Source organism: Bradyrhizobium sp. 141 (assembly GCF_023074055.1).
Lineage (GTDB): Bacteria > Pseudomonadota > Alphaproteobacteria > Rhizobiales > Xanthobacteraceae > Bradyrhizobium.
In genome coordinates this window covers 1-12641 of sequence record NZ_JADPKR010000007.1, presented here as the reverse complement: position 1 = coordinate 12641, position 12641 = coordinate 1, and the positions used below count along the sequence as shown (strand labels likewise).

9 protein-coding genes and 1 pseudogene are annotated in these 12641 nt (G+C 57.7%); 8 read left to right on the top strand and 2 right to left on the bottom strand.

The genetic code is table 11. The features are described from left to right. Positions 1 to 424 precede the first annotated feature (424 nt). Positions 425 to 799 carry a transposase gene (locus IVA81_RS02315; RefSeq protein WP_247311646.1) on the top strand — a complete coding sequence of 125 codons (375 nt, stop codon included), beginning with the start codon at positions 425 to 427 and terminating at the stop codon, positions 797 to 799. A gap of 36 nt (positions 800 to 835) precedes the next feature. Here the strand turns inward: IVA81_RS02315 and IVA81_RS02310 are convergent, their stop codons facing one another. Together IVA81_RS02310 and IVA81_RS02305 are read right to left on the bottom strand one after the other, a co-directional pair. Beyond that, on the bottom strand, positions 836 to 2185 hold the full coding sequence (locus IVA81_RS02310; protein WP_247311643.1) for an IS701 family transposase: 1350 nt from the start codon (positions 2183 to 2185) through the stop codon (positions 836 to 838). Between the two features lie 249 nt (positions 2186 to 2434). Further along, complete coding sequence (locus tag IVA81_RS02305; protein ID WP_247311639.1) at positions 2435 to 3505, bottom strand: NAD(P)-dependent oxidoreductase; 1071 nt, start codon at positions 3503 to 3505, stop codon at positions 2435 to 2437. Positions 3506 to 4098: 593 nt separating this feature from the next. On the opposite strand from IVA81_RS02305, the gene IVA81_RS02300 reads away from it, so the two are divergent. The 7 genes and pseudogenes from IVA81_RS02300 to IVA81_RS02270 all read left to right on the top strand — a co-directional run bounded on the left by IVA81_RS02300 (position 4099) and on the right by IVA81_RS02270 (position 12091). Next, complete coding sequence (locus tag IVA81_RS02300; protein WP_247311636.1) at positions 4099 to 5307, top strand: Tm-1-like ATP-binding domain-containing protein; 1209 nt, start codon at positions 4099 to 4101, stop codon at positions 5305 to 5307. Further along, the gene (locus IVA81_RS02295; protein ID WP_247311633.1) at positions 5297 to 6154 is read left to right on the top strand and encodes a phosphoenolpyruvate hydrolase family protein; all 858 of its coding nucleotides are present in this window, start codon (positions 5297 to 5299) and stop codon (positions 6152 to 6154) included. Before IVA81_RS02300 ends, IVA81_RS02295 begins: the two co-directional genes overlap by 11 nt. 22 nt (positions 6155 to 6176) lie before the next feature. Next, entirely contained in the window at positions 6177 to 6806 is a 630-nt protein-coding gene (locus IVA81_RS02290) for a cupin domain-containing protein (RefSeq protein WP_247311630.1), read from the top strand. A 37-nt stretch (positions 6807 to 6843) separates the two neighbouring features. After that, entirely contained in the window at positions 6844 to 7920 is a 1077-nt protein-coding gene (locus IVA81_RS02285) for a Gfo/Idh/MocA family oxidoreductase (protein WP_247311627.1), read from the top strand. 30 nt (positions 7921 to 7950) lie between these two features. Next, entirely contained in the window at positions 7951 to 9777 is a 1827-nt protein-coding gene (locus tag IVA81_RS02280; RefSeq protein WP_247311623.1) for a phosphoenolpyruvate hydrolase family protein, read from the top strand. Between the two features lie 430 nt (positions 9778 to 10207). Continuing rightward, positions 10208 to 10607, top strand: a pseudogene (locus IVA81_RS02275) (transposase); the annotation flags it as partial. A 425-nt stretch (positions 10608 to 11032) separates the two neighbouring features. Next, positions 11033 to 12091: an ABC transporter substrate-binding protein gene (locus IVA81_RS02270; protein ID WP_247311620.1), complete on the top strand. Its 1059-nt coding sequence runs from the start codon at positions 11033 to 11035 to the stop codon at positions 12089 to 12091. Positions 12092 to 12641 lie beyond the last annotated feature (550 nt).

The window sequence follows — 12641 nt, the reverse complement described above, 5'->3', positions numbered from 1 at the left end:
CCTGCTTCTGCCCATCCTGCTGCACTGTCGCGACGATCAGGGCCGGCCGCTGCTCGGACCGCCACGAAGCGGGCGCGAGACCAGGGATTTTCTGCGCAATGCCCACGCCGATATTCCAGCGGCCGTCGAGGCCATGCGCCAATACTGGATGCCGATCCGCTACGCTCGCGCCCGCTGATCACCGCAGACGTGGGAGCTCATACCGGTTACCTATAATCGCTACAACCGCTGGTCAAAGGCTGGCGTCTGGCTACGGATTTTCGAGACACTTGCGGCGCAATCACCCGGATCCCTGCACCTCATAGACTCCTCGATCATTCGCGCTCACCAGCATGCAGCCGGCGGTAAAAAGGGGGCCCGGATCACGCCATTGGCCATTCTCGTGGAGGACTGAGCACCAAGATCAACGCCGTCGTGGACGAGAATGGCCTTCCATTGCGGATCGTGCTCTCCGCCGGCCAAGCATCCGACAAGGCCGCCGTGGCAGCCCTGCTTCGAAGGACTGCCGCCGGCCCGCGCTCTCATTGCCGATCGCGGCTACCATGCCCAGACCATTGTCGAACTGGTTCGCCAGCATGGCGGCGAGGCGCACATCCCGACCCAGCGGGACCGTAAAGTTCAGCGCTCGGTCGATCCTGGCCTTTATCGCCAGCGCAACATGATCGAGCGCTTCTTCTGCAAACTCAAACACTTCCGCCGCGTTGCTACGCGCTTCGACAAACTCGCTAGAAACTTCCTCGCCGCTGTTCTGCTGGCATCAACTAGACTTTGGCTCAGAGCTTATGAGTCGACGACCTAGCACTACTTTGGCAGAATGTGTTTGCGCCACTGTTTTTCAAGGATTTGTTTTCGGCAATGCGGGCACCGTTGAGGCGGCGGCCGAAGGATGAGATCGACGATGGCGTGACGTACGGCGGGCATGGTTGGTTGAGGCGGAGGCCCGTTGCTTCTTTTTTTTCCGCCCCGCGTATGCGAGGCGACGATGCTGCAGGAAGGCGTAGGCAATCATTGTCATCAAGGCGTGGCGATGGAGGCCCTGCCATGACCGCCCTTCGAAGTGATCAAGTCCAAGCTCCTCCTTCAACTGCTGATGCGCCTGCTCGCAGATCCATCGTGCCTTGATGGTAGCGGCCAGTGTGCGCAGATCCGTCGCCGCAGGGAGGTTGGCGAGATAGTATTTCTTCTCCCCTGAAGCACGTTGTTCACCAATGAGCCAAGCTTCGTCGCCCGGGAGATGCTGCTGACCTTTATCCCATATCCGCTGCGGAGGGCCGTCGGCGGTGCGGACACGGACAGCCGCAAATCGGGCTGTCAGACGACCTTTCGTTCCGCTGCGCCAACTCACGGTTTTCCATTTGGCGCTGGTCAGCATTTGTTCTGCCGCAATCGATAAGACATCTGGTACGTGGTGCTTTCGTGGCTTCCCGCGGACTTTGGTAATCGGCCAAATGAGCTGTACATCAACCGGATACACCTTGAGGTGCCGAGGAATGCCGACGGCCCAGGCCAGCCCGCGTTCGGTTAGCCCTTGCCGAAACGGTGCGCTGAGGCCGTATCCTGCATCCGCCAGCACACATCCAAAGCGAACGTTGGCTGCCATCGCTCGATCAACCTCGGCCAAAGCAATTTCCGGCTTGGATCGTGCCGTTCGGTGTTCGATCGGCACGCGAGCACGCTTCAATCGAGACACATTGGCTGTCCAACTCTCGGGCAGAAAGAGACGCAAGGCGACCATCACGGGCACTTCGCCGCGCGCAAGTGTCAGCGACACCAGCGTTTGGCAATTTGCCGTTTTGCCAAGGGAGGACGCATATTGAGCCGCGACACCAACCGAGCGGTCGCCCTTCTTCGGCATTGCCGTGTCGTCAATAACAAGCACCGCATCCTTGCCGCCGACAAGCCGGTCGGCCTGGTTGAGCAGTTCGGATTCCAACGGTGTCGCGTCCCAGACGCCATCGGCGATGAAATGGTGCAGCTGATCGTAGTTGCCGGTTGCAAGGCGTTCTGCCATCGGCTGAACGCTTTTGCGATCGCCAGGGCCGATCAATCCCGCAACGTACAAGGGGCACATCCGCTGCCGGGTCTTATGACCCAGTCGGTCCAGGAACGGCTTCAGCCAGCGTTCGAGTTCGTCTCCCCACTTCGCCATGGTCAGCCCTCCGAGAGCCGACCACCCATGAATCATTGAAAAATTGATTCGGGAATCCTAAAAAACGCGCCACAAGCGACAATCTGCCAAAGTAGTGCTAGACGGAGGCCGGCACTGGAGGAGCGGAGTGCCTCTGCCTCGCACTAATGTAAGGCACCCAGCTGCAGGCAGCAGTCTCTCAGAGGAGCGCACGAGGGTAATCGCCGCAACCAGTGGCCTTCGGATTTTCATCCTCGGCGATGGATGCTTCGCTACAGTACTCGCGCTCTCCGTTTCGCTGTATTACTACTGTTTCACCCTACCCATCGCATCGATCCCGATGTACATTGATGCGTCAACTGGCGTTGCCTCAAAACGTAGCTCGCCACGTTCGAGAACGGCGAGTGCATCGATACAGGCGTCGGTGAAGCAGCGTTCATGGCAGTAGACTGCCTCTCCTGCAATGTGCGGCGTGGCCAAGACGTTTGGATGGAAGCGATAGGGTGCATCCGGCGGAACTGGCTCGGCCGAAAATACATCGATTGCCGCACGCAGCTTGCGGGTATTGATCGCTTCCCACAGTGCATTCTCGTCGACGACCGCCATGCGGCTCACCAACACGAGTATCGCCCCCAGCGGCAAGGCGTCGAACACGTCCTTGTTGATGTGGCGCAGCGAGGATCTCAGAGGTGGGATACCAACGACGAAAATTTCCGAGGCCGCAGCGAGTTCAACAAGCGAGGCCGTATGTGTCAGTCCAAGCTTCTGGGCCGCCGTCTTGTCGAGCATGGGATCATACACTGCAGTCTTGCAACCAAAGCCCTTGAGCAGCTCATGGTAGCGACGGTTGATGCTCCCGTAACCGGCGAGACCGACCTTCTTGCCGGCAAGGTCTCCATAGACATAGCCGAAATTGTCCCAAGAGGTCCGTTTCCAACCGCCAGCGCGCATCAACGCTATCGCAGCGGGAACGTCACGCAGGAGGTTCAAAGTTTGGGTAAGAGCGAATTCGGCGACGCTCGGTGTCATAGAGCGCGAGGTGTCGATTAACCGGATGTTGCGGCGTTGCAACGCCTCGATCGACACGAAGCTGGTAAAGCGATTATCGAAGGTGCCGCCAATAGCGCGCAGTCTGGGAGCGAGGTCGAGCAGTGTTTCACTCATGAACATACTCGGCGTCATCCACGGCCGGACCAGCAGGACATCAGCCGTAGGCAGCTTTGCGCGTAGCTCTTCTTGCCAGGTCGAGCTATCGACTGTGATGATCGCGGTTGAGCCCTTGCTCTCAAGCAAAGTCCTGCCACGTTCAACCAAACTTGTACCCCAAGCATCAGACAAGATGATGGCTTGGAGCTTCTGATCGCTCACTGTTGACATGCCTTCCCCTTTTGGGTGTTTCATCTCTTCTTACCGAACCTGGGTCCGGCGGACACGGTCCAAGAACGCATCGGCGGGTAAAAATGAGTAATCGCTGTAGCGATTGTCCCCACCGGCAGTCTCGAAGCCAGCTTGAGGGGATAGCTGAGCTCGTTGATCGGGCGCAGGGCGACACGGAGGTCGACGCCTGGGGTGAGTTGAGCAACCGCGTTGCCACTTCGGACTGCACGGAGGATGAACCTCGAAGCTTTGGCAGTGCGCAAGCACGTCCGCAAGGGGTTGAGTTGAACGGATATTTACGTCCGTGGCGGCCATTGGCGTCGTGATTGGAAGGCTACGGGTTCGAAGGACCTACTTCCAGGCCTTCCGCAGGACAATGAGCGTGGCGGAAGGAGGTCTGAGGTCGCTCGTTGGAGTCGATGGCCATGTCGTCGCTAATCCCATGCTCGAAGAGTTGGAAGAAAACCAATGTTGAACTAGCCAGCAATTACCCAGTTCTACCCAATGGGTCCGGGTGCACCAATTGCTCATAACTCAATTCCCGGCCTAGACTGACAGAACTGTTGAGAAGGGCAGTGGGCTGGGAGATGGCAATGAGCACAGTCTATGTAGTTGGCACCTGCGACACCAAGGGTAGCGAGCTGCGCTACCTCCGGGACTGTATTCGAGATGCCGGCTGTCGCGCCATTCTGGTCGATGTTTCTGTGTCCGACTTACAAAGAGCCACCACAGATGTCGACATCCAACCAGCGGAAGTGGCGCGTTTTCATCCGGAGTTACAGAACAGCGAAGAGATTAAGGACCGCGGCAAGGCAGTCGCCGCCATGTCGCAAGCGCTAGTGGCGTTCATAAGATCTCGTAATGACGTAGAAGGAATCATAGGTGCCGGCGGCTCCGGAGGGACCGCCCTGGTCGCCCCCGCTATGCGCGCTCTTCCCATCGGCGCGCCGAAGGTTCTCGTTTCGACCGTCGCCTCGGGGAACGTAGCACCCTACGTAGGGCCGACTGATATCAGCATGATGTATTCGGTGACCGACGTGTCCGGCCTAAACCGCATCTCTCGGGTTGTGCTCGCGAACGCTGCCCACTCCGTTGCTGGAATGGTTCTCAATAGGGTCGATGCTGCTGAAGACGACAGGCCGGCGATCGGACTGACAATGTTTGGTGTCACGACACCGTGCGTTCAGGCCGTGACCAGGGAGCTGGAAAAAAGCTTCGATTGTCTAGTTTTTCACGCCACTGGAACTGGAGGGCAATCGTTCGAGAAGCTTGCAGATTCTGGACTATTGGCGGCCGGAATTGATGTGACTACCACCGAGGTGTGCGATTATCTGGTCGGGGGAGTATTCCCCTGTACGGCCGACCGCTTCGGTGCCTTTGCTCGAACCGGGCTGCCCTATGTGGGCTCCTGCGGCGCGCTCGATATGGTCAACTTCGGGGCAATTGAGACAGTGCCGATCGAATTTCGGGGGCGCCGGCTGCACGTGCACAATCCGCAGGTAACACTGATGCGAACCACGAGCGATGAGTGCAACCGGATCGGTGAATGGATCGGAGAGCGACTTAACCTCTGTACCGGACCAGTGCGTTTTCTCATTCCGGAGCTGGGCGTCTCGGCGATCGATGCGCCGGGTCAGCCCTTCTGTGACCCCGAAGCTGATGAGGCCCTGTTCTCGGCTCTTGAGCGGACGCTGCGCCGCACCGACAAGCGCCAGGTGACCCGCGCGGGTCTTCACATAAACGATCGGCGGTTTGCGGAATTGCTTGTTTCAAACTTTCAAGAGGTCCTGCGTGAGCACTGAAATACGCGGTAAGCGTCCTAACCGGTCGGAGTTGATCGACCGTTTCCAGAAGATGATCCGAGCCGGAGAGCCGATCATCGGCGGGGGCGCCGGCACCGGGCTATCCGCAAAGAGCGAAGAAGCCGGCGATATTGACCTTATCGTTATCTATAATTCCGGCCGCTACCGGATGGCTGGCCGCGGGTCGCTTGCCGGGCTACTTGCTTATGGAAATGCCAATCAGATCGTTGTCGAGATGGCACGGGAGGTTCTGCCCGTCGTAAAGCGCGTACCGGTTCTTGCCGGAGTAAACGGAACCGATCCGTTCGTTGTTATGCCGAATTTCTTGCGCGAGTTGAAGCAGATCGGGTTCGCCGGCGTACAGAACTTCCCAACCGTCGGTCTGATCGACGGACTCTTCCGTCAAAACCTCGAAGAGACCGGGATGAGCTATGCGCAGGAAGTCGATATGATTGCCCAGGCTAACAAAATCGATTTGTTGACTACACCGTATGTGTTCAGTCCGGAAAATGCGAAAGCAATGACGGAGGCTGGGGCGGACATTCTCGTGTGCCATATGGGGCTGACCACGGGAGGGGCGATTGGTGCGCGGTCGGGAAAGTCGCTGCAGGATTGCGTACCCCTGATCGATGAATGCATTAACGCGGCGCGGCAGATTCGCAAGGATATCATCGTTCTTTGCCATGGCGGCCCGATTGCCAATCCGGTAGATGCTCGATTCATTCTCGACGCCTGCCCGGGGTGCCACGGCTTCTACGGTGCAAGCAGCATGGAGCGCCTGCCTACCGAGGGCGCGATCAAGTCCCAAACACTCGCCTTTAAGGCGATCCGTCGCCATATAGCCTGACTGCAGGATGGAGACGAACAATATGTCGGTTTTCAGAAGTGGCGAGCAGCCCTCAGGCTGGTGCGAACTCACGAGGTTCGAATTTGTCGAACTCACTAGGCAGCCCCGGCCGATTGGCATCACTGCCAAAAAGAACCGTTTACTCGTCACACGCGGAGCTTGTCGGTTGACGAGCGGAGCGGGAGCACAAGTGCTGTGTGAAGGTCAATTTTGCGACCTCGATGTCGTGAGCGGGCCCTTCACTGCGGATGCTGGCGAGTACACGGCGCAGGTCCTGCTTTTTTCAGGCAGGTGGGGCTCTGAGCTGGGTGGATGCGGCATTTTCAGGCTGACCCCGAGCAGCCCACTAAAGTGCCAGGGCGACCCGGTGAGCTATCCCAAGTCAACCAACTTCGACTCCCACTATCACGACTGTGACGAATACTGGGTCATCATCGAGGGCGCGGGTACGGTCGTTGTCGGAACGCGCAGCTTTGAGGTTGAGGCGGGTGACTGCATTCCCATCGGCATGGGCCATCATCACGATCTTCCTCAGGTGCGAGCTGACATAAAGGGCGCCTACTTCGAAACGACGCTCGAAGGCAGGAAGCGCTTCGGGCACCTTTGGGAGCACACACACGGACCTGCTGACATTCGACCGGAGCGCGTGTGACAACCGCTCAACCTCTGCAGACCTTAAGGAAGCGTTGATGACCTATCAGGTCCTGCATATTGGAGCCGGGGGCTTTGGAGAGCGCTGGTGCAAGGCGTTCCTCCCGGCGAACGTGATACACGGTACGATCGAGGTGGTCGGGCTGGTGGACATTGATGCGAGTGCCCTGGAGAAGGGGCGGGAACACCTTGGTCTGAAGACGGAACAGTGCTTCATCTCGGCAGAGGAGGCTTTCCGCACGGTGGACGCCGACTTCTGCACCATTGTAATCCCGCCCTCTCTGCACGAGTCCATCGTCGATCTAGCGCTTGCTCGAGGCATGCATATCCTGTCAGAGAAACCTATTGCCGACACAATAGAGGGGTCCGTCCGGATCGCCGACAAAGTGAAAGCGGCTGGGCGGAGAATGGCCGTAACCATGAGCCACCGCTTCGATCAGGACAAATCGACACTCAGAGAGCTCGTCAAAGCGGGGACTCTCGGTCGGGTCAACACAGTCTCCTGTCGCTTCGCTGCCGATTCCCGAGCTTATGATTCCTGGCGGCGGTTTCGCCACGAAATGGCCCATCCTATGCTGATCGAGGGCGCGGTGCATCACCTCGATATCATGGCCGATCTGGCAGGGGCGCCCTGCACGTCAATTTTTGCTCGTAGTTGGAAGCCCGAATGGGCAGAATACAAGGGCGACACAGACGTCGTAGTATTGATGGATTTTGCCAACGGCGTCCATGGTGTCTACGAAGGGTCCTCCGCACAATCCACGGGCCTCAACGAATGGGCGTTTGAGTATTTTCGAGTGGAGGCAGCCTTCGGGACAGCTATCGTTGACCACCGCGAAGTCGAGGTTTTCCATCGCGATCCGAAGCGAAGCTGGCAAAGTAGCCGACATGGCAAAGGCCAGCAGGTGCCTCTCCTCGCCGGGAAGAAATGGCGGAATTCACTCTTGATCGAGCAATTCTGCCAGTGGCTGGGCGGCGGTCCGGCGATGGCTACCAACGTCGAGGACAACCTGCAGTCGGTGGCGATGGTGTTCTCCGCCATTGAAAGTACCCGGCTTGGCCAGCCTGTCCAAGTGCAGGAATTTCTCAAATCATTCCGAAAGGGCTCCAATTAGACCACGCCAAGGTGTAGCATTGGCTTCACAATGGCTGATCTGATGATGCACTCAGGGCGACCGTCCTCGGCAACGACCGCTTCTCCCGTACAGGCTAGGTCAGAGATCATCTCGTCTCTTAAAGCGGCCGTCGGCAAGCCTAACACTATTCTTGTAGGCGCTGCTATTGGCACGGGGTTGGCCGCCCAGGCCGCCTCGCAGGGAGGCGCTGACTTTCTCCTTGCACTAAACGCGGGTCGTTTGCGCAGCATGGGGGCGCCCTCGATGTTTTCCCTGCTCGCTTTACGCCAAAGCAATGACTTCGTCATGGATTTTGCGCAGTCGGAGATTTTGCCGTTCGCAAAGATCCCGGTCTTTTTTGGAGCCTGTGCTTTCGATCCTCGCCGCTCGATAGAAGATGAATTGGAAAGAATTGAGGATGCCGGCTTTAGGGGGATCGTCAATTTTCCGACCTCCATATTCCTCGATGGTCGTTTTCGATCGGACATTGAAACTGCCGGGCTGGGATTTCAGCGTGAACTCGAAATGCTGACTGCCGCTCGGAAGAAGGGCATGGCAACTCTAGCCTATGTTCGAACCATCCCAGAAGCGCAACAGGCTGCGCTAGCAGGCATCGACATTATCAATCTCAATCTCGGCTGGAATGTCGGAGGCACCAGGGGAAGCCGCCCCGGGCTCAGCCTGGCCCAATCGGCTGAGTATGCGAAGGTTGTCTTCCGCCAAATACGGGCAATTTCAGCGGATCCACTCTGTGTCTTGGAGGGCGGCCCGATTGTCAGCCCCGAACAAATGTACGAGGTTGCGGCAGTTTCCAAGGCGGACGGCTACATCGGCGGCTCGACCATCGACCGAGTACCTCTCGAGGCCTCGGTGGAGCAGACCACCTGGGCTTTCAAATCGGTAGGCACGCTACGAAAACGAATCGATGAGCTCGAACGGCAGCTCGAATATGTGCAACGCGAATACTCCATAGTAGGCCGCTCACCGTCCATTCGGCGGATCAAGCAACGCATCGATAAGCTTGCGGCGTCCACTCTGCCAATTCTGATCACGGGCGAAGCCGGAACCGGCAAGAAGCTTTTGGCCCGAGCGATTCATGAGGCGGCTAGACACTCTAACCGCAAGCTGATCAGTGAAAACTGCGTAGATCCAAATGGAGCGCTTGTTTTCGGATCCAGCCCGTACGACGGAAAAAAGCTGATTGGATTGCTGCAGTACTATCCCAAATCGACGCTGCTGATCGAAAATGTCGAACGTTTGTGCGCTGACGCGCAGGAACGGCTGCTAGAGGTCATCGAAACAGGCCTTTATCGGCGACTAGGCGATAACGAGAGAGGCGAGTTTGAGGGCCGCCTGATTCTAACCGCGACGCAGCCGCTCTCAGAGCTGAGCGCCAGCGGTCTTTTAACGGCTGCACTGGCTTCGCGTTTGTGTCCTGGCCACGTCTTTCTTCCAAACCTGCGCAACCGTCTCGAAGACCTGCCATTTCTCGCAGAGCACTTCCTTCAAGAACTCAGAAAGGGCCGTCGCAGTCGAAACCTGTCAGTTCACCACTCAACCTACCGCGTTCTCATGACGTATGATTGGCCGGGAAACATCTGTGAGCTGCGCTCTATGATTGAGACCGCTGCCATGAATTGCGAAGGGGACTGGATCAAGCCAGAGCATCTCCCTCCCTTGGGAGACTCAAAGGCAGCCGAGCCACACCCGGAAGGCGAACGAGAATGGATCCTCGATGCCCTACAGCGGCATCGTTTCCGACGTGGAGAAACTGCGCGTTATCTCAGTGTATCGCGCAAGACTCTATACAATAAAATGAGAGCTTACGGACTCCCATCACCGCGAACAACCTTGTAAGCTCGGTCTTCAAAGCTTGCCTCGTGCAGATTCCACATGCTGCCCTGGCTTCGAAGTGGTGCCGCCTGCGCATTCCGAACTTTCGCACCAGGTGACAGGCGTTCGGCTCTGCAAAGTTAGCCCACCACGTCCGTTTCACAGCAGTGAGTTTTAGGAGGAAAGACCCGTGGACGTCTTGCGGAAATCGCCAGTGGCGTCGTGGGGCACTACGAAGCTCATTGCAAAGCAATCAACGTAAGCGGTGTTTTGACCGCACCTTTTCCTGAAGATTACGATCGGCGAGTGTGACGATCTCTGAATCGGAGAGATCGTGTTGTGTCTGCGCTTGACCATACGCTTAAGCCGGAGGCAACGACGGCGCGCCGGCTTGAGGTTATCACGGGAACGGGCCGTCGCCGGTGGTTCTCGGCAGACGACAAGGCCCGGATGATTGAAGCGTCGGCCCAAATATGCCTGCCGCGCCTGCGAGAACGGGGTGGTGCAGGCGGCTGCGCCGGCGCGGCTGATCGAGGGCGGGTTGCCGATCGAGGCGACGGTGGCGCAGGTTCTCGTCTCCAAATACGTCGATCATCTGCCGCTGTATCGACAGGCCCAGATCTATGCGCGGCAGGGCATCACGTTCGATCGCTCGGCCCTGGCCGATTGGGTCGGCCGCGCCGCCTTCCTGCTGCGGCCTGTGCAGGAGCGTCTGCTCGCCAGGCTCAAGGGCTCGGCCAAGCTGTTCGCCGACGAGACGACGGCGCCGGTGCTCGATCCCTGGGCGCGGGAAGACCAAGACCGGCCAATTGTGGGCCTACGCACGCGACGATCGCCCCTGGGGTGGCGCCGAGCGGAGAAGCCTTGTACGCAAAGTCCTGGCGGACAGGCGGCCGCTTCGAAGGCTATGCACGCTAAAGAATGATGAAGTGCCCCTACAGTCTTCAGCAACAGACTCAACAATGTTGGAGATGGCCCTTTCTCGCGGATGGTGTGGCCCCGGAGCCGTCTATCCTCTTTGAGCAGGGCGCTTGATCGAAATAAAGCCGGGCGTAGTTTCCTGGACGGAAGCCTCGCGGCCGACGATTGCCCGCCGCCGAAATCTGGACGAAAGAGCCACGTTTTTGCAGAATTTCCGCGAGTTTTCCTCTGCTTTTGCGGTCGTCCGGCGCCCGCTTCCCCGCAGATTACTCAATAGCTACCAACAGCGCGGTAGAAGCGCGATCGGTCAGTCCAGTCGCCTAACAAGGGAACGCAACGAGTACTGACGGAGGAATTCGTGAAGGACACCTTTACTGCACTCTCTCGCCGCAACTTTCTTGTCGGCGGCGCCTCACTGTCGATGCCCGCTATCATGAGGTCGACGCGAGCCGCGGCCAAGTCTGACTCGGTCACCTTCACGGCTTATGGCGGTTCGTATCAGGATCTGCTGATAAGAAATGTTTTCAATCCGTTTACTAAAGAAACCGGAATCAAGGTCAACGTTGTTCCGGCACCCGAGCTAGCAAAAATCAAGGCGCAGCAGCTTACCGGCGCCGTCGAGTGGGATATATTCTTGGACGCTGGCGCCGGAGTCGCTAATGGGTCGAAGCAGGGCTTTTGGGAGCCGCTGGATCCTTCTTTGTTTAACGCTGAAGATTTGGCAGTTGTTCCGTATAGCGACCGCGTCACATACAATTTCTATCCTGCCGGCGTTGGATGGGACCCGGCCAAATACGGCCCCGGAAAGCATCCAGCAACCTTCGCCGACTTTTTTGATTTGAAAAAATTTCCTGGGAGGCGCTGTTGGAACAATAGGGCAAATAATGTTCTGGAGGTCGCGCTTCTTGCAGATGGAGTGGCCCCGAAGGACGTTTATCCTCTTGACGTGGATCGGGCGCTCAAGGTTCTCAATGGGATCAAGTCAAGCATTGTTGCATGGGCGACAGCTTCGCCTCAGCCGATTACGCTCCTTCAAACGGGCGAGGTCGATTTCGCCTACACAAATTCCTCTCGAGTCAAGCCTACAACTGAACCTGGGGGTGGAACGCCCTTGACCTTTTCCTTTGAGCAGAACCTGATATTCCCCTCAGATCTCGCGGTGCTGAAGAACGCGCCAAACAAAGAAAACGCGATGAAACTTGTCTCTTACTTTCTGCGCTCGGAGGTTCAGGCGCGGGTGGAAAATGAAGCAGGAACGGTTCCGGCGTCAAAGAAAGCCGCCACGTTACTATCGGCTGAGGCCCGCAAGTGGCAGCCTGATATGAGCAGCCCAAACAACCTGATCAGCAATAGCGAATACTGGGCAGAGAATTATGAGGCAGTGAACACCCGTTTCAGGGAATGGATCAGGGCCTGATCTCGTTGCTTTATTATCAAAGGCGCGCATCTGGACTGAGCGGCTCGTCAGCTTAGTGGGGCGCGATGACATATACTCGTTCTGGTGAGTGGTGGCCTTGACTGTGCCCCCGCGGCAGCGGATGTCTGACAACGGCGTGCGCGCCCTACTGTGCCTCAAAACTTCTAGAAGCGGTCGGCCGAGGTGAGACGAGGGCAGATCAACTCGAACAGATCGCGCACGAGCTCTTTCCAACAAACCGAATGTGGCTAGACGCAGAAGTTGACTTGCCGTTGCGGCGAATCTGAACTTTGCGCGTACGCGAACGTACGCCCTTGTCTATAGCTTGGTTGGAGAATGGCGCTCGGGAACGGCGAACCAACAGTCAGCCGTTCGAGCCATTTCGGCCATTGATTACCTCGACTTACGTTCAATAATAGAGATTGATGCAAACATTCCAGCGCCTGCGTTGCTAGGAGCCTGTCTGTTTAGTCTCGGTGTGGCCGCGACGATAACATGACGGCGCTCATCCGGCAGCCAGCGCGAACTTTCGGAGGTTGTGGGCGGTGCA

Excerpts from the sequence above, each read along its gene's own strand:
- IVA81_RS02280 (WP_247311623.1), top strand. The coding sequence starts at position 7,951 with ATGGCTGATCTGATGATGCACTCAGGGCGACCGTCCTCGGCAACGACC.
- IVA81_RS02300 (WP_247311636.1), top strand. The coding sequence starts at position 4,099 with ATGAGCACAGTCTATGTAGTTGGCACCTGCGACACCAAGGGTAGCGAG.
- IVA81_RS02305 (WP_247311639.1), bottom strand. The coding sequence starts at position 3,505 with ATGTCAACAGTGAGCGATCAGAAGCTCCAAGCCATCATCTTGTCTGAT.
- IVA81_RS02290 (WP_247311630.1), top strand. The coding sequence starts at position 6,177 with ATGTCGGTTTTCAGAAGTGGCGAGCAGCCCTCAGGCTGGTGCGAACTC.
- IVA81_RS02310 (WP_247311643.1), bottom strand. The coding sequence starts at position 2,185 with ATGATTCATGGGTGGTCGGCTCTCGGAGGGCTGACCATGGCGAAGTGG.
- IVA81_RS02285 (WP_247311627.1), top strand. The coding sequence starts at position 6,844 with ATGACCTATCAGGTCCTGCATATTGGAGCCGGGGGCTTTGGAGAGCGC.
- IVA81_RS02315 (WP_247311646.1), top strand. The coding sequence starts at position 425 with ATGGCCTTCCATTGCGGATCGTGCTCTCCGCCGGCCAAGCATCCGACA.